This window comes from Anaeromyxobacter paludicola, assembly GCF_023169965.1.
GTDB classification, from domain to species: Bacteria; Myxococcota; Myxococcia; order Myxococcales; family Anaeromyxobacteraceae; genus Anaeromyxobacter_B; species Anaeromyxobacter_B paludicola.
In genome coordinates, this window is the sequence record NZ_AP025592.1 from 3,445,517 (window position 1) to 3,461,114 (window position 15,598).

The window sequence follows — 15,598 nt, forward strand, 5'->3', positions numbered from 1 at the left end:
CCGCGCCGCGCCGGAGTCGCGGCGCACCCGGCCCGCGCTGCCGAGGCTTCGCGGCCTTGCGCGGGCACGGCGCGTGCTCCGCCCCGTCGCCATGGCGCGCCTCGCCGTCCTCGCCCTCGCCTCCCTCCTCTGCGCCCTCCCCGCCTCGGCCGCCGCGGGCCGGTTCTCGCTGCGGGTCTCGGTCGGGGACCCGCTCGCCGACGCCCGGCTGATGGGGCTCGACGGCCGGCCGGTCCGGCTCCTCGCCGACCGCGCCCCCACCGTGTTCCTCTTCCTGCGCCCCGGCGACGAGGGCTCGCGCGAGGCGCTCCAGGGGCTCCTCGCCCTCCGCGCCGCGCTGGCCGGCAAGCCGGTGCGGCTCGTCGCGGTGGTCTCGCCCGCGGATGGGCCGGAGCGGGTCCGGGCGCTCCTCCGGGACTCGCCGGGGCTCACGGTGCTCGTGGACCGCGGCGACGCCCTGCACGCGCGGCTCGGCACCTTCCCGCTGCCGGCGGTCGGGCTCGCCGGGCCAGACCACCGGCTCGCCGCCTTCGAGCCCTGGACCGACCGGGACGAGACGGCCGCGCTCGCGCGCGCCATCGAGGAGCTGCTCGACGGTCCGACCGTCGCGGCGGCCTGGCGCTAGGGCGCGCACCCCTCCCAGAAGTCCCGCAGGTCCTCGGGCCACGGCGCCTCGAGCGCCACCGGCTCCCGGGTGACCGGGTGCGGCACGGTGAGCCGCCAGGCGTGCAGCGCGTGCCGGTCGAGCCGCAGGGCGGCGCGGTCGGCGTCGGTCATCGCGCGCTTGGTGAACCGGTCGAAGATGGTCTCGTCGGCGCCGTAGATCTTGTCGCCCACCATCGGCAGCCCGGCGTGGTGCAGGTGGGCGCGGATCTGGTGCTGGCGGCCGGTCCGGGGGTGGCAGGCGAGCAGGCAGACCGGCGCGCCGTCGCGCGTGCGCCGCCGCGCGAGCACCTCGAAGCGGGTGGCGGACGGCGCGCCGGCCGGATCGACGTGCATGCGCACCTTCACCGCCGAGGCCTGCGTCAGCGCGAGCGGCGCGTCCACGAGGAAGTCCTCCTCGGCCGGGGCGCCGAGGGCGAGGGCGAGGTAGGTCTTCTTCACCTTGCCCTGCGCGAAGGCCCGCTTCAGCGCCGCGGTGTGCTCCGGCGCGCCGCCGCAGGCGAGGAGCCCCGAGGTCTCGCGGTCGAGCCGGTGGGCGGGGTCGATCTTCCGCTCCGGGAAGCGCTCCCGCACGAGCGCGGTGAAGGTGTGGTGGTGGTAGCGCGCCGTCGGGTGGACCGGCAGCCCGGCCGGCTTGAGCGCCACGAAGAGCGCGCCGTCGTCGTGGGCCACGTCGAACGTGAGCGGCGTGTCGGGCTCGGGATCGGCCTGCTTGAGCAGCACGAAGGAGAGGCCGGCCTTCACCTTGCTCGAGGGCTTGAGCGAGCGCCCCGGCTCGGCCTCGAGCCGCTCCTCGATGAGCCGCTGGATCTGCGCCCGCGAGAGCCGCCGGATCTTCTCCTGAAGGTAGCGGTCGAGCCGCCACCCGGCGTAGTTCTCCTCGACGGTGAAGCGGACGCGGACCTCGGACATGGGTCGGCGAACATACCATTGGCCGCCCCCGGGCCGGCTGCTAGGCTGGCCCGCAGATGACGACGCCCGCGCTCCTCGCCGCGGCGCTGCTCCTCGGCGCCGCCCCGGACCCCGCCTCCCCGCCGCTCGGCGTGGCGCCCTTCGGCGCCGCCCCGCAGCTCTCCTTCAGCGCCCGGCGCGCCGCCGAGGAGGTCGCCCGCGCCCTCGCCAGCGACGGCGTCGCCGTGCTCGGGCCGGACCGCGCCGAGGCGCGGCTCGGGCGCGAGCGGACCGAGCTGCTCGCCGCCTGCGGCGCCGACGCCCACTGCCTCGCCGGCGCCGCCGCGCCGCTCGGCGTGGAGCGGGTGCTCGGGGGCGAGCTCCAGCAGGGCGAGGGCCGCTACCGGGCGCGGCTCGTGCTGGTGCGCGTGAAGGACGAGCGGGTCCTCGGGAGCGTCGAGCGCGACCTGCCCCTCGGGACGAAGCGGCTCCAGGCGGAGCTGGCCGAGGTGGCCCGCCGGCTGCTCCGGGGCGGCGAGGCGCCCGCCGCGGCCCGGCCCGACGCCCCCAGGTAGCCGCCGCCTCACCGCAGGAGCGCGTCCACCACCCGCTCCGCGGCGCGGCCGTCCCAGAGCTCCGGCCGGCGGCCGCGCTTGCCCCGCCCGTCGAGCGCCGCCTCGGCCTCGCGCACGATCGCCACGGGGTCGGTGCCGACGACGGTGTTGGTCCCCTCGTCCACGGTGATGGGCCGCTCGGTGTTCTCGCGCAGCGTGAGGCAGGGGACGCCAAGGCCGGTGGCCTCCTCCTGCAGCCCGCCCGAGTCGGTGAGGAGCAGGGCCGCGCCGCTCGTGAGCGAGAGGAAGTCGAGGTAGCCCTGCGGCTCCACCAGCCGGAGCGCGCCCGCGAGGCCGGCGAGCCCCGGGACCTCGAGCCGCGCCCGCGTGCGCGGGTGGACCGGGAAGACCACCGGCACCCGCGCGGCCACGCGCGCCAGCGCCGAGAGGAGGCGCGCGAGCACCGCCGGGTCGTCCACGTTGGAGGGGCGGTGCAGCGTGAGCACCGCGTAGCCGCCGCGCGCGAGCCCGAGCCGCTCCGGCACCTCGCGGGCGCGGGCCGCCGGCAGGCTCGCGAGCAGCGAGTCGATCATCACGTTGCCGACCCGGGCCACCCGCGCCGCCGGGATCCCCTCGCGCGCCAGGTTCCGGTCGGCGTCGGGGCTGGGGGTGAGGAGCAGGTCGGCGAGGTGGTCGGTCGCGACCCGGTTCAGCTCCTCCGGCATGGTCCGGTCGAAGCTGCGCAGTCCGGCCTCGAGGTGCGCCACCCGGATCCCGGCCTTCACCGCCACGAGCGCGGCGGCGAGCGTGGAGTTGACGTCACCGGGCACCACCACCCAGTCCGGCGGCGGCAGGCGGCCGAGCGCCTCCTCGAAGGCCAGCATGCAGCGGGCGGTCATGGCGGCGTGGCTGCCCGACCCGACGCCGAGGTGGAGGTCCGGGGGCGGCAGGCCCAGGTCCTCGAAGAAGACGTCCGACATCCTGGCGTCGTAGTGCTGCCCGGTGTGCACGAGCCGCTGCTCGAGCCCCCGCGCCGCGCAGGCCCGCATCACCGGGGCGACCTTCATGAAGTTGGGGCGGGTGCCGACGACGTGGACCACGAGCGGCATGTCGCCCGAAAAGCTAGGGACGGCGGGCCAGTCGGGAGAGTGCCTTCCTTGGGGGATGGCGCCGCGCCCCTCGCGTCCCCGGCGCGCGCCCGGCCGCTCCCTCGCGGCGCGGGCGCACTTTCGGCAGGGGGCGATTGACGGGAGATCCCCGGCATCGTACTTAGTGGTCCCGGTTTGAGACGAGTCGCCGTCATCATTCCGGCCCGGTACGGAGCCGTGCGGTTCCCCGGGAAACCCCTCGCGGATCTGGCTGGCAAGCCCCTCATCTGCCACGTGGCGGAGCGGGCGGCCCGCGCGCGTGGGGTGGACGTGGTCGCCGTCGCCACCGACGACGACCGCATCGCCGCCGCGGCGAAGGGCTGCGGCGCGATGGCCATCCTCACCGGTCCGGCCCGCACCGGCACCGACCGCGTCGCCCAGGCGGCGCGGCAGCTCTCGCCGAGGGCCGAGATCGTCGTGAACCTCCAGGGAGACGAGCCGCTCATCGCCCCCGAGGCCATCTCGACGCTCGTAGCGGCCATGGCCGGGAGCGGCGCCGAGATGGGCACGCTCGCCCGCCCGCTGGACGAGGGTGAGCTCGACCGGGCGCAGGTGGTGAAGGTGGTGACGGACCGCCGCGGCGACGCGCTCTACTTCTCGCGGGCCGGCATCCCGCACCGGCGCGAGGGCGGGACGTCCGCGCTCGCCCGGGCCCACGTGGGCATCTACGCCTTCACGGCCGCGTTCCTGGAGACGTTCGCCGCGCTGCCGCAGGGGGCGCTCGAGCAGGAGGAGTCGCTCGAGCAGCTCCGTGCGCTGGAGCACGGCCACCGCATCCGCGTGGTCGACACAACCTACCGCGGGCTGGGCGTGGACACGCCCGAGGACCTGGCCCGCGCCCGAGAGATCCTTGCCACCGGCCGGGACGAGAGGGGTAATCCATGGTGAAGAGGACGAAGAAGACCAAGTACCTGTTCGTCACCGGCGGCGTCGTCAGCTCGCTCGGCAAGGGGCTCGCGGCCGCCAGCATCGGCGCGCTCATGGAGAACCGCGGCCTCGCGGTGACCCACCTCAAGCTCGACCCGTACATCAACGTGGATCCGGGCACGATGAGCCCGTTCCAGCACGGCGAGGTGTACGTCACCGACGACGGCGCCGAGACCGACCTCGACCTCGGCCACTACGAGCGCTTCACCAGCGCCAAGATGACCCGCGGGAACAACTTCACCACCGGGCGCATCTACAACGCCGTCATCCAGAAGGAGCGGCGCGGCGAGTACCTCGGCAAGACGGTGCAGGTGATCCCGCACATCACCGACGAGATCAAGGCGATCATCCGCGAGGCCTCGGGCGAGGCCGACATCATCATCGTCGAGGTGGGCGGCACCGTCGGCGACATCGAGTCGCTGCCGTTCCTCGAGGCCATCCGGCAGATGAAGTACGACGTCGGCGACGAGAACGTGATCTACGCCCACCTCACGCTCGTGCCGTACATCGCCGCCGCCGGCGAGCTCAAGACCAAGCCGACCCAGCACAGCGTGAAGGAGCTGCGCGAGATCGGCATCCAGCCCGACATCCTGCTCTGCCGCTCCGACCGCGAGATCTCGCGCGAGATGAAGGACAAGATCGCGCTCTTCTGCAACGTGGACCCCTCGGCGGTGTTCACCGCGCGCGACGTGCCCTCCATCTACGAGGTGCCGCTGTCGCTCCACCAGGAGGGGCTCGACGACAAGCTCGCCGAGCTGTTCAACATCTGGAGCCGCGCCCCGCGCCTCGACCGCTGGGAGCAGATCGTGGAGAAGGTGACGCACCCGAAGAAGGGCGAGGTGCGCATCGGCGTGGTCGGCAAGTACGTCGAGCTGCACGAGAGCTACAAGAGCCTCAACGAGGCGCTGGTGCACGGCGCCATCGCCTCCGACGTGCGGCTCGTCCACCAGTTCATCGACTCGACGAAGCTGGAGCAGGGCGACCTCACCGAGCTCGACCAGGTGGACGCCATCCTCGTGCCGGGCGGCTTCGGCGTGCGCGGCACCGAGGGCAAGATCCTGGCGGTCCGCCACGCCCGCGAGAAGAAGATCCCCTTCTTCGGCATCTGCCTCGGCCTCCAGATGGCGGTCATCGAGTACGCCCGCGACGTGCTCGGGCTCGACAACGCCAACTCGCTCGAGTTCGACGAGAAGACGCCGCACCCGGTGGTCACCCTCATGGAGGCGCAGAAGAGCGTCGCCGAGAAGGGCGGCACCATGCGGCTCGGCACCTACCCGTGCCGGCTCGCCGAGGGCACCAAGGCCCGCGAGCTCTACGGCGCCCCCGACGTCCAGGAGCGCCACCGCCACCGCTACGAGTTCAACAACGACTACCGCGAGCGGTTCGAGAAGGCCGGGATGGTCTTCTCCGGCGTGAACCCGGAGCTCAACCTGGTGGAGATGATCGAGCTCCCGAGCCACCCGCACTTCGTGGGCTGCCAGTTCCACCCGGAGTTCAAGTCGAAGCCGTTCCGCCCGCACCCGCTCTTCGCCGGGTTCGTGGCCGCCGCGCTGGCGCACCGCGACCGGCGGGCCAGGGAGGGCGGCACGGTCACCAAGCTCCAGGTGGGCAAGCAGGGGTGATCGCCATCCGGGCCGGCGGCTTCGAGGTCGGCGAGAGGCAGCCGCTGCTGCTCGTCGCCGGCCCCTGCGTCCTCGAGTCGGAGGCGCAGGCGCTCTCGCACGCCCGGCGCGTGAAGGAGCTCGCCGCGCGCCACGGCCTCCCGGTGATCTTCAAGGCCAGCTTCGACAAGGCCAACCGCTCCTCGGTCGCGAGCTTCCGCGGCGTGGGGCTCGAGGCCGGGCTCGCCATCTTCGAGGCGGTGAAGCGCGAGACCGGGCTCGCCTGCCTCACCGACGTCCACGAGCCCTGGCAGGCCGAGCCCTGCGGCAAGGTGGTGGACGTCCTGCAGGTCCCGGCCTTCCTCTGCCGGCAGACCGACCTCGTCATGGCCTGCGCCCGCCACGGCCGGGCGGTGAACGTGAAGAAGGGGCAGTTCCTCGCCCCGCGCGAGATGCGCCACGCGGTGAGGAAGTGCCGCGAGGCCGGGAACCCGAACGTCTTCCTCACCGAGCGCGGCGCCTGCTTCGGGTACGGCAACCTGGTCGTGGACATGCGCGGCCTCGCGCAGCTGCGCGAGCTCGGCGTGCCGGTCTGCTTCGACGCCACCCACAGCGTGCAGCTCCCCGGGGCCGGGGGCGACGTCACCGGCGGCGAGCGGCAGTACGTGGCGCCGCTGGCGCGCGCCGCCGCGGCGGCCGGCATCGACGCGCTCTTCATGGAGGTCCACGAGGATCCGGCGACCGCGAAGAGCGACGGGCCGAACTCGCTCGACTTCGCGCAGGCCGACCGGGTGCTGGCCGACGTCCTCGCCATCCGCCGCGCGCTGGGGCAGCGGTGAGGCGGCGGGGGGGCCCCCCTCCCCGGCCCTCCCCCCGCACGCGGGGGGAGGGTGGATCGGCTCCGCCCCTTCCCCCCACTGAGCCCTCTTCCCCTCGCCGCCGGACGGCTCGGCGCGCGGCGAGCTCTTCCCCTCGCCGCCGGACGGCCCGGCGCGCGGCGAGCGCTTCCCCTCCCCGCCGGAGGGGGGGAGGGACAGGGAGGGGTGGCGCGGCCCACGCGAAGCGTTCGCTCCTCGCCCGCGCCGCGAAGGTGAAGCTCCTCCTCCTCGACGTGGACGGCGTCCTCACCGACGGCCGGCTCTTCTACTCGGAGCGGGGCGAGGAGCTGAAGGCCTTCGACGTGAAGGACGGCCACGGGATCGTCCTGCTGCGCTCGCACCTCGCCCTCGGCGTCATCTCCGGCCGGCCCGGCCTCGCCCGGCGCCGCCTCGAGGAGCTCGGCTTCACGCACCTCGTCTTCGGCCAGCGCGACAAGCTCGCCGCCTACGCCGACCTGCGCGCCGGGCTCGGGCTCGCGGACGAGGAGGTGGCGTACATGGGGGACGACGTGAACGACCTCGCCCTCCTCGCCCAGGTGGGGCTCTCGGCCGCGCCGGCCGACGCCCGCCCCGAGGTGCTCGCCCAGGTGGACTTCGTGGCGCGAGCCGGCGGCGGTCGCGGGGCGGTCCGCGAGCTCTGCGAGCTCCTGCTCCGGGCGCGGGGCGCCTGGGAGTACTGAGCGCGCCCCCGCCCCGGCCCTCCCCCGCTTCGCGGGAGCGGGAGACGGGGCCTGGTGGCGCCGTGCCCTCCGGCGCCGCTCCGCGCAACCCCACGTTCGCGCGGTACCCGCCCCGTCCGGCGGCGTGCTAGCTTCCGCCGCCGATGTCGATCCCCTGGCACAAGCGGGCGCGGCGGCGGCTCCGCTCCGCCGCCATCGGCTTCCTGGCGCGGGCCCTGTCGCGGCTGCCGCTCGGCTGGGCGCTCGCGCTCGGCGCCCTCTGTGGGCGGCTCGCGTACCGCTTCGGCGGCGAGACGCGCCGGCAGATGCTCTCGCACCTCGCCCGCGCCTTCCCGGAGAAGCCGCTCCAGGAGCACGAGGCGATCGCGCGGGCCTCGCTCGTCCACCTCGCCCAGCTCGCCCTCGAGGTGATCGCGGTCCGCGCCTACGACGCGCGGCTCGAGGAGTACGTCACCTTCGCGGGCGCGGGCGAGCGGCTCCTGGCCGAGGCGATGGCGCGCGGGCGCGGCCTGGTCTTCGTCACCGGCCACGTCGGCAACTGGGAGCTCCTCGCCCGGCGCATCGGCCGCACCGGCGTGCCGAACGCGGTCATCGCGCGGCGGAGCGCCGACGAGCGGGTGAACGCGCTCATGGAGCGGTTCCGGGCCGAGGGCGGGGTCGCCACCCTGTGGCGCGAGGACCCGGCCACCGCCCGCGCCCTCATCCGGAACTTCCGCGCCGGCAAGCTGCTCGGGATCCTGGTGGACCAGGACACCCGGGTGCAGGGGGTGTTCGTGCCGTTCTTCGGGCGGCTCGCCTTCACCCCCCGGGCGGCGGCGGACCTGGCCCTCCGCTTCGGCGCGCCGGTGGTGGTCGGCACCTGCCACCGGGCCGGCGACCGGCCGGGCCACGTGCTCGAGCTGACCGAGGTCGGGTACGACCCCGACCCGGCCGATCCCGAGGCCGAGGTCCAGCGGATCACCCTCGAGTGCACCCGGATCCTGGAGGACGCGATCCGGGCCCACCCCGCCGAATGGGTCTGGATGCACGACCGCTGGAAGACCCGCCCCGGCGGGGAAAACACCCCCCAAGCAATTGCGGTGCCGAAAACGCGTGAAATGACGGGGGTCTAGCGCCCCTCCTTCGCGCAAGTCCCGTAGCAAGGGCTGTGCCACTAGATCGACCCTGCCCAATAATGCTATGAAAAAGCGGATTTGGACGCGGCTGGCGGCCCTGGCGCTGGCGCTGGGAACGGGCGTTGGCGGCAGCGGTTGCGGCCCTGGTCGAGAGTCGGAGGCGCGGCGAGTGACACCGGAAGTGAAGCTCGAGGGGCTCTCGTTCCGCGTGTTCCGCGGGGCCGAGCTCGAGGTGTCCGGTACCGCCCGGAGCGCCACCTGGGAGCGCGGCAGCGCCGGGCTCTCGGCCGAGCAGGTCGTGGCCCACTTCCCTCCCTCGGAGGGGCGTCCTGCCGCCAGCGTCACCGCGGCCCGCATGACCGGCAGCCTCCGCACCCACGACTTCGCCGCCACCGGCGGGCTGGTGGCCAGCCAGGGCGCCGAGCGGATCGAGAGCCCCTCCGGCCGCTACAGCAGCCGGACCGGGTTCCTGAGCGGCGACGAGCAGGTCGAGGTCTTCGGCAAGGGGTACCAGCTCTCCGGCAAGGGCTACGCGCTCGACCCGACGACCCGCGCCCTCACCATCGGCGGCCGGGCCCACCTCGTCGCCGGGGAGGGCGGCTCGAGGTGATCGGCGCCGCCTCCCTCGCGCTGGCGCTCCTCGCGGGCGCCCCGCGCACCGGTCCGCGCGCGGCCCCGCCGGGCGGCGCGGCGCCCCCGGTGCACGTGACCGCCGACGAGGTCGAGTACCGCTACAAGGAGCGCAAGGCGGTCTTCGTCGGGCGGCCGCTCGTCAAGCTCACCCGCGAGGACTCCGTCCTCCTCTGCAAGCGGCTCGTCGCCGACAACGACGCCGAGGGGCGGATCAGCCACGCGGTCTGCACCGGCGACGTGCGCTTCACCCGCGGGCAGAAGCTCGCCACCTGCGAGGTCGCCACCTACGACGACGCCAAGGGCACCATCGTCTGCGAGGGCCACCCGGTGCTGCACGACGGCGACTCGGTGCTGCACGGCGAGCTGCTCACCTACGACCTCGACCAGGACCGGGCCGTCATGACCAAGGCCAAGGGCACGGTGGTGCAGCGGCCCGGCGAGGGCGACGCGACCGGCCGCCGCAAGAAGCGGTCGGCGGGGGAGGGCGCGAAGTGACCGCGCCCCGCACGCTCCGGGCCGAGGGGCTCGCGAAGAGCTACCGCCGCCGCAAGGTGGTGGACGGCGTCTCCTTCGAGGTCGCGCCGGGGGAGGTGGTGGGGCTCCTCGGGCCGAACGGCGCCGGGAAGACCACCAGCTTCAACATGACGGTCGGCCTCGTGGCCGCCGACGCGGGGCGGGTGCTCCTCGGCGACCGGGAGCTGACGCGGCTGCCGATGCACCGCCGCGCCCGGCTCGGGCTCGGGTACCTGCCGCAGGAGCCGTCCATCTTCCGCAAGCTCACGGTGCGCGAGAACTTCACCGCCGTGCTCGAGGCGCTCGGGGTGGCCCGCGCCGAGCGCGAGGCCCGCGCCCGCGCGCTGCTCGAGGAGTTCCGGCTCGAGGCGGTGGCGGAGAGCCTGGGCGAGCAGCTCTCGGGCGGCGAGCGCCGCCGGGCCGAGGTGGCGCGCAGCCTGCTCGCCTCCCCGCACTACGTCCTCTTCGACGAGCCCTTCGCCGGCGTGGATCCGATCGCGGTGGCAGAACTGCAGCGGCTCATCGGTTCCCTGAAGGCGCGCGGCATCGGCGTGCTGCTCACCGACCACAACGTCCGCGAGGCGCTCCACATCTGCGATCGCGCGTACGTCCTCGCCGCCGGGCGGATCCTCGAGGAGGGGACCCCGGCCCACATCGCCGCGAGCGCCCGCGCCCGCGCCGCCTACCTGGGCGAACGCTTCAGGCTTGAACCGGCGACCGACGCCGCGGAGGGGTCTCCCGCACCATGAGTCTCGAGCTCAAGCAGCACCTCAAGATGACGCAGCAGCTGGTGATGACCCCCCAGCTGCAGCAGGCGATCAAGCTCCTGCAGCTCTCGCGGATGGAGCTGGTGGACCTGATCCGCACCGAGATCACCGAGAACCCCCTGCTCGAGGACCCGGGCGAGGGCGAGGAGGACTCCCGCGCCGAGGGCGCGAGCCCGGCCGAGCAGCAGCAGGCCGAGGCGGAGCCGGTGCACAAGGAGGCGGAGCGCGCCGAGGAGGTGAAGGGCGAGGAGGGCGCCAACGAGATCGACTGGGACCAGTACCTCGACCACTACCAGCTCCAGGGCCACACCGCGCCGTCGAACCGCGGGCTCGCCGACGAGGAGCTGCCGGGGTACGAGGCCACGCTCACCAAGAAGGGCGACCTCGTCGATCACCTCACCTGGCAGCTGCGGCTCTCCAACTTCTCCCCCGACGAGGAGAAGGTGGCGATGCTCATCATCGGGAACCTCGACCAGGACGGCTACTTCAAGATGCCGGCGGTGGAGGGCGAGGAGGACGGCGGCTCGTCGCGCGACCCGCTGGTCCGGGTGGCCTTCGAGTCGGGCATGGGGATGGAGTTCGCGGAGAAGGTGCTGCGCCGGGTGCAGGCCTTCGACCCGCTGGGCGTCGCCGCGCGCGACCTGCGCGAGTGCCTGCTCATCCAGGTGGGCGCGCTCAACGCCGACACGCCCGAGATCGTGGCGATCATCGAGCGCCACCTGAAGCACCTCGAGTCGAAGAACTACGGCGCCATCGCCAAGGACCTCAAGATCTCGGTCGAGGAGGTGGTGAAGGCGGTCAAGGTGATCAGCCACCTCGAGCCGAAGCCGGGGCGCGCCTTCTCCGGCGAGGAGCCGCAGTACATCACGCCCGACGTCTACGTCTACAAGATGGGCGACAAGTACGTGACCGTCCTCAACGACGACGGGCTCTCGAAGCTGCGCATCAGCGGCACCTACCGCGCCGCCCTGAAGAACGGGCGGGCCGGCGAGGCGAAGGAGTACATCCAGGACAAGCTGCGCAGCGCGGTCTGGCTCATCCGCTCCATCCACCAGCGGCAGCGGACCATCTACAAGGTCACCGAGTCGATCGTGAAGTTCCAGCGCGACTTCTTCGACAAGGGCATCGCCCACCTGAAGCCGCTCATCCTGCGCGACGTGGCCGAGGACATCGGGATGCACGAGTCCACCGTCTCGCGCGTCACCACCAACAAGTACGTCCACACGCCGCAGGGCATCTACGAGCTCAAGTTCTTCTTCAACTCCGCCATCAACAAGACCGGCGGCGACGAGATCGCGAGCGAGGCGGTGAAGAACCACATCCGCCAGATCGTGTCCGGCGAGGACCCGAAGCACCCCCACTCGGATCAGAAGATCGTGGAGATCCTGAAGGGGCAGGGGATCGAGATCGCCCGCCGCACCGTCGCCAAGTACCGCGAGGTGCTGGGCATCCTGCCGAGCTCCAAGCGTAAGAAGTATTTTTAGCCCCCTCCGGGGCGAATCCGCCCGTGATCGCCGGGCGGAGGTCTGTTACGCTTTTCTCGTGGGCCTTTCGCCCAGTCTGCAGCACCTGGATCACCGGCCGCGGCGCGGCGCGCTCCACCTCAGCGTGGGGTCGCCGGACGCGGCCGTCGCGTCTCACGACTCCACAACGAGCAGGAGGCCGTTCATGCAGGTCAATGTCACCTTCAGGCACATCGAGTCGACGGAAGCGCTCAAGGCGCACGCGCGGGAGAAGGTGGAGCACATCCAGCGGTACCTCGACCACGCGAGCGACGCGCACGTGGTGCTCTACGTGGAGAACCTGGACCACCACGCCGACATCACCCTGAAGGCCGGGCCCTACCTGCTGCGCGGGCGCGCCCGCTCGGAGGACATGTACGCCTCCATCGACGCCGCCGCGGACAAGATCGAGAAGCAGCTCAAGAAGCACAAGGAGAAGCTGAAGAACCACAAGGCCCCGGCCGCGCCGGTCGAGCCGGTGGCGATCAGCCACGAGGTGTTCGACGCCGAGAAGCACCCGAGCGACCGGATCGTGAAGAGCGTCAGCTTCCAGGCGAAGCCGATGAGCCTCGACGAGGCGGTGATGCAGCTCGACCTGCTCGACTCGCACTTCTTCGTGTTCCAGAGCGCCAAGGACCGGACGATCAACGTCGTCTACCGCCGCGACGACGGCAACCTCGGGCTCATCAAGGCCCAGGCGAGCTAGCCAGAGCGCCGCCGCAGCTCGCGCCGCCGCTCCGGGGAGACCCGGGGCGGCGGTGGTGTTTCGGGGCCGCCGCGCGGCCCGCCGCGCGGGCCGCGCAGCCCCTCCCGTTCCGCTTGCTTTCTCGGCGGCGGATCGTCAAAAGTCTCTCGCACTCGGGTCGCCCATGAAGATCGTCGAATTCCTCCGCCCGGACGCCGTCGTCGGCGAGATCGCGGGCCAGTCCGGTCCCGCGGTGCTCGCGGAGCTCTGTCAGCCCATCGCCGCCGGCCTGAAGCTCGAGCCGCAGCGGCTCGTGGACATCCTCGTCGAGCGCGAGAAGCTCGGCTCGACCGGCATCGGCGACGGCGTCGCCATCCCCCACGGCAAGGTGCCGGGGCTGCCGGCGCTGGTGGCGAGCTTCGGGCGCTCGCGGGCCGGGGTGGACTTCCGCGCCATCGACGGGAAGCCGACCCACCTCTTCTTCACCCTCTTCGCCCCCGAGAACAGCGCCGGCGCCCACCTCAAGGCGCTCGCGCGCATCAGCCGGCTCTTCAAGAACGCCGGCTTCCGCGCCGCCATCCTGGAGGCGAAGGACGCGGCCGAGATCTACCGGCTCATCGAGACCGAGGACGGGCGCTACTAGCCCGCCCGGCCGCCGCGCGCGGCCGGACCTGGGCTCCGCCCCGCCCGGTTGCATCCCACCCCGGCGGTGGGTGTACCGTCGGGGTGTGTCGGGACCCGTGGAGACCTTCGCTCTGGCCGCTCCCCTCGCCCACCCAGGCCGGAATGGCGAGTCTCGTCGAGCACTTGCGCGCGGCCGGGCGGCGGGCGCCGGCGGTGCCGCTCTTGCAGGAGCAAGCGGGTCGCGATGAGCGCCGACAGATCCGCGCACCCCGGGCCGACCACCGGCCTGTTCTTCTGCCGCTGCGGGCCGAACCTCGGCGCCGTGGTCCGGGTGGGTGAGCTCGAGCGCGAGCCCTGGCCGGGCGCCGCGGTCCACCGCCACGCCTTCCTCTGCTCCGAGGAGGGGCAGGCGTTCCTGGTCGAGCGCGTCCGGGAGGGCGGGCTCGCGCGCGTGGTCGTGGCCGGCTGCTCCCCGCGCGAGCACCAGCGCACCTTCGAGCGGGCGCTCGCGCGCGCCGGCCTGCAGCCGCACCTGCTCCAGATGGCGAACCTGCGCGAGCAGGGCGAGTGGCGCGGGGGCGACCCCCAGGCGGCCACCGCCGCCGCCCGCGCCCTCGTCGGCGCCGCCCTGGCCCGCGTCGAGCGCCACCGGGCCTTGCCGCTCCGGTCGGTGGCGGCCTCGCTCGACGTGCTCGTGGTCGGCGCCGGGCCGGCCGGGCTCTCCGCCGCGCTGACGCTGGCCCGCGCCGGCCGCGAGGTCACGCTCGTGGAGCGGTCGGCCTCGCTCGGTGGGCTCGCCTGGGAGCTCGACCGGGTCCACCCCGGCGGCGCCTGCGCCTCCTGCTTCCTCGACCCGGTGGTGGACGAGGTGCTGCACCACCCGCGCATCCGGGTGCGCACGCGCTGCGAGCTCTCCTCCCTGCACGGCCGGCTCGGGCGCTTCGAGGCGCGGCTCTCGGCGCAGGCGCCCTTCGTGGACGCCGGCCGCTGCGTCGCCTCCGGCTGCTGCGAGGCGGCCTGCCCGGCGGAGGCGCCGGATCCCCGCGACGGCGGGCTCTCGCGCCGCAAGGCCATCGCGCTCCCAAGCTCGGGCGCCCTGCCGCACACGGCGTCGCTCGATCCCGCGCGCTGCCTCCGCGGCGCCGGCGAGGACTGCCGGGCCTGCGCCGAGGCCTGCCCGGGCGGCGCGATCCGGCTCGACGCCGTTCCGCGCGAGGACGTGGTCGAGGTGGGCGCGGTGGTGCTCGCGACCGGGCTCGCCCCCGGGGCGCCGCCGGGCTCGCCGGGGGTGATCTCGGCCTGGCAGCTCGAGCGCCTGCTCCACCCGTCCGGCCCGACCGGTGGGGCGCTGCGGGGGCCCGGCGGGCGCGTGCCGGAGGCGGTGCTCCTGGCGCTCGCGGAGGGGGCCGAGGAGGCCGACGGCGACCTCGGCCGGCGCGTGCTGCTCGAGCTCGCCGGCCAGCTGCGGGCCCGCCACCCCGAGCTGCACCTCACCGTCGCCGGCGGCTGCGAGCTCGCGGCCGGCGCCGCCGAGCCCGCGCGCGCGCTCGCCCGCGAGGGCGTCCGCTTCGCGCCCGGCGCGCTCGCGCCCGACGGCGTCGCCCCGGGGCAGGACGGGCTCTGGGTGCGCCTCGCCTGGGAGGACCGGCCGCGCCGCGCCGACCTGGTCGTGGTCTGGACGCCGGTCCGGCCGGCCGAGGGGAGCGCGGCGCTCGCGGCCGCGCTCCGGCTGCCGCTCGATCCGCGCGGGTTCGTCGCCACCGCCGGCGCGCCCTTCCGCCCCACCGCCACCCGCACCCCCGGGCTCCACGTGGCCGGCGCCGCCGCCGGCCCGCGGACCATCGCGCAGGCCATCGGCGAGGGGGCCGCGGCGGCCGGCCTGGTGCTGTCCGAGCTCCCCCCGGGCGAGCGGCTCGAGATCGACCCGCTCGCCGCCGAGGTGGAGCCGTCGCGCTGCTCCGCCTGCGGCGTCTGCCTGCCGGCCTGCGCCGCGGGCGCGCTGTCGCGGGGGGAGGGCGGGCGCGCCCGGGTCGAGCCCGTCCACTGCACCGGCTGCGGCAGCTGCGCCGCGGCCTGCCCTTCCGGCGCCATCTCGGCGCCGCACCACACCGCCGAGCAGCTGGGAGCCGAGCTCTCCGGCCTGCTCTCGGCGACGAACCCGCTGGAGGAGAGACGATGAGCGAGGAGACGAGCGGAGAGGTCGTGCGGCTCGACGCGGTCGGGATGCGCTGCCCGCACCCGGTGCTGGTGCTGTCGAACGCCACCGTGCACACGCCGCCCGGGACCATCGTGGAGATCACCGGGGACTGCGACACCTTCGAGCGGGACATCCGGCAGTTCTGCGAGCGCCGCAAGAAGACGGTGCTCGCGGTGCAGGGGACGCCGCCCAGGCTCACCATCCAGATCCGGTACTAGCG

17 protein-coding genes are annotated in these 15,598 nt (G+C 74.2%); 15 read left to right on the top strand and 2 right to left on the bottom strand.

Going from position 1 to position 15,598, the window contains the following annotated elements; translation table 11 throughout:
- Positions 1-73: 73 nt before the first annotated feature.
- Positions 74-625 carry a hypothetical protein gene (locus AMPC_RS15450; protein ID WP_248342309.1) on the top strand — a complete coding sequence of 184 codons (552 nt, stop codon included), beginning with the start codon at positions 74-76 and terminating at the stop codon, positions 623-625.
- On the opposite strand, the gene AMPC_RS15455 is transcribed toward AMPC_RS15450, so the two are convergent.
- Positions 622-1,575: an RluA family pseudouridine synthase gene (locus AMPC_RS15455; RefSeq protein ID WP_248342310.1), complete on the bottom strand. Its 954-nt coding sequence runs from the start codon at positions 1,573-1,575 to the stop codon at positions 622-624. The genes AMPC_RS15450 and AMPC_RS15455 overlap by 4 nt on opposite strands.
- A gap of 56 nt (positions 1,576-1,631) precedes the next feature.
- On the opposite strand from AMPC_RS15455, the gene AMPC_RS15460 reads away from it, so the two are divergent.
- Positions 1,632-2,129, top strand: a complete 498-nt coding sequence (locus AMPC_RS15460) for a hypothetical protein (RefSeq protein ID WP_248342311.1) — start codon at positions 1,632-1,634, stop codon at positions 2,127-2,129.
- A gap of 8 nt (positions 2,130-2,137) precedes the next feature.
- On the opposite strand, the gene wecB is transcribed toward AMPC_RS15460, so the two are convergent.
- Positions 2,138-3,217 carry a non-hydrolyzing UDP-N-acetylglucosamine 2-epimerase gene (gene wecB, locus AMPC_RS15465; RefSeq protein ID WP_248342312.1) on the bottom strand — a complete coding sequence of 360 codons (1,080 nt, stop codon included), beginning with the start codon at positions 3,215-3,217 and terminating at the stop codon, positions 2,138-2,140.
- A 174-nt stretch (positions 3,218-3,391) separates the two neighbouring features.
- On the opposite strand from wecB, the gene kdsB reads away from it, so the two are divergent.
- From kdsB to AMPC_RS15530, 13 genes are all read left to right on the top strand, one after another.
- On the top strand, positions 3,392-4,144 hold the full coding sequence (kdsB, locus tag AMPC_RS15470; protein ID WP_248342313.1) for a 3-deoxy-manno-octulosonate cytidylyltransferase: 753 nt from the start codon (positions 3,392-3,394) through the stop codon (positions 4,142-4,144).
- Positions 4,138-5,805, top strand: coding sequence for a CTP synthase (locus tag AMPC_RS15475; RefSeq protein WP_248342314.1), 1,668 nt, complete (start codon positions 4,138-4,140; stop codon positions 5,803-5,805). The genes kdsB and AMPC_RS15475 overlap by 7 nt, the downstream gene beginning before the upstream one ends.
- Positions 5,802-6,623 carry a 3-deoxy-8-phosphooctulonate synthase gene (gene kdsA, locus AMPC_RS15480; protein ID WP_248342315.1) on the top strand — a complete coding sequence of 274 codons (822 nt, stop codon included), beginning with the start codon at positions 5,802-5,804 and terminating at the stop codon, positions 6,621-6,623. The genes AMPC_RS15475 and kdsA overlap by 4 nt, the downstream gene beginning before the upstream one ends.
- A 251-nt stretch (positions 6,624-6,874) precedes the next feature.
- Complete coding sequence (locus AMPC_RS15485; RefSeq protein WP_248342316.1) at positions 6,875-7,342, top strand: KdsC family phosphatase; 468 nt, start codon at positions 6,875-6,877, stop codon at positions 7,340-7,342.
- A gap of 143 nt (positions 7,343-7,485) precedes the next feature.
- Complete coding sequence (locus AMPC_RS15490) at positions 7,486-8,454, top strand: lysophospholipid acyltransferase family protein (RefSeq protein WP_248342317.1); 969 nt, start codon at positions 7,486-7,488, stop codon at positions 8,452-8,454.
- A gap of 172 nt (positions 8,455-8,626) precedes the next feature.
- Positions 8,627-9,067 (top strand): hypothetical protein, encoded by a 441-nt coding sequence (locus AMPC_RS15495; RefSeq protein ID WP_248342318.1) that lies wholly within the window; start codon positions 8,627-8,629, stop codon positions 9,065-9,067.
- Entirely contained in the window at positions 9,064-9,585 is a 522-nt protein-coding gene (locus tag AMPC_RS15500) for an LptA/OstA family protein (protein ID WP_248342319.1), read from the top strand. Before AMPC_RS15495 ends, AMPC_RS15500 begins: the two co-directional genes overlap by 4 nt.
- Positions 9,582-10,352 (top strand): LPS export ABC transporter ATP-binding protein, encoded by a 771-nt coding sequence (lptB, locus tag AMPC_RS15505; RefSeq protein ID WP_248342320.1) that lies wholly within the window; start codon positions 9,582-9,584, stop codon positions 10,350-10,352. The genes AMPC_RS15500 and lptB overlap by 4 nt, the downstream gene beginning before the upstream one ends.
- Positions 10,349-11,854, top strand: coding sequence for an RNA polymerase factor sigma-54 (gene rpoN, locus AMPC_RS15510; RefSeq protein WP_248342321.1), 1,506 nt, complete (start codon positions 10,349-10,351; stop codon positions 11,852-11,854). The genes lptB and rpoN overlap by 4 nt, the downstream gene beginning before the upstream one ends.
- A gap of 184 nt (positions 11,855-12,038) precedes the next feature.
- On the top strand, positions 12,039-12,578 hold the full coding sequence (hpf, locus tag AMPC_RS15515; protein ID WP_248342322.1) for a ribosome hibernation-promoting factor, HPF/YfiA family: 540 nt from the start codon (positions 12,039-12,041) through the stop codon (positions 12,576-12,578).
- A 163-nt stretch (positions 12,579-12,741) separates the two neighbouring features.
- The gene (locus tag AMPC_RS15520; protein ID WP_248342323.1) at positions 12,742-13,200 is read left to right on the top strand and encodes a PTS sugar transporter subunit IIA; all 459 of its coding nucleotides are present in this window, start codon (positions 12,742-12,744) and stop codon (positions 13,198-13,200) included.
- Between the two features lie 225 nt (positions 13,201-13,425).
- Positions 13,426-15,360 (top strand): FAD-dependent oxidoreductase, encoded by a 1,935-nt coding sequence (locus tag AMPC_RS15525; protein ID WP_248342324.1) that lies wholly within the window; start codon positions 13,426-13,428, stop codon positions 15,358-15,360.
- The gene (locus AMPC_RS15530; protein ID WP_248342325.1) at positions 15,357-15,596 is read left to right on the top strand and encodes a sulfurtransferase TusA family protein; all 240 of its coding nucleotides are present in this window, start codon (positions 15,357-15,359) and stop codon (positions 15,594-15,596) included. Before AMPC_RS15525 ends, AMPC_RS15530 begins: the two co-directional genes overlap by 4 nt.
- Positions 15,597-15,598 lie beyond the last annotated feature (2 nt).

Coding starts and splice junctions, on each gene's coding strand:
- AMPC_RS15455 (WP_248342310.1), bottom strand. CDS start 1,575: ATGTCCGAGGTCCGCGTCCGCTTCACCGTCGAGGAGAACTACGCCGGG.
- AMPC_RS15460 (WP_248342311.1), top strand. CDS start 1,632: ATGACGACGCCCGCGCTCCTCGCCGCGGCGCTGCTCCTCGGCGCCGCC.
- wecB (WP_248342312.1), bottom strand. CDS start 3,217: ATGCCGCTCGTGGTCCACGTCGTCGGCACCCGCCCCAACTTCATGAAG.
- AMPC_RS15475 (WP_248342314.1), top strand. CDS start 4,138: ATGGTGAAGAGGACGAAGAAGACCAAGTACCTGTTCGTCACCGGCGGC.
- AMPC_RS15490 (WP_248342317.1), top strand. CDS start 7,486: ATGTCGATCCCCTGGCACAAGCGGGCGCGGCGGCGGCTCCGCTCCGCC.
- rpoN (WP_248342321.1), top strand. CDS start 10,349: ATGAGTCTCGAGCTCAAGCAGCACCTCAAGATGACGCAGCAGCTGGTG.
- hpf (WP_248342322.1), top strand. CDS start 12,039: ATGCAGGTCAATGTCACCTTCAGGCACATCGAGTCGACGGAAGCGCTC.
- AMPC_RS15520 (WP_248342323.1), top strand. CDS start 12,742: ATGAAGATCGTCGAATTCCTCCGCCCGGACGCCGTCGTCGGCGAGATC.
- AMPC_RS15525 (WP_248342324.1), top strand. CDS start 13,426: ATGAGCGCCGACAGATCCGCGCACCCCGGGCCGACCACCGGCCTGTTC.
- AMPC_RS15530 (WP_248342325.1), top strand. CDS start 15,357: ATGAGCGAGGAGACGAGCGGAGAGGTCGTGCGGCTCGACGCGGTCGGG.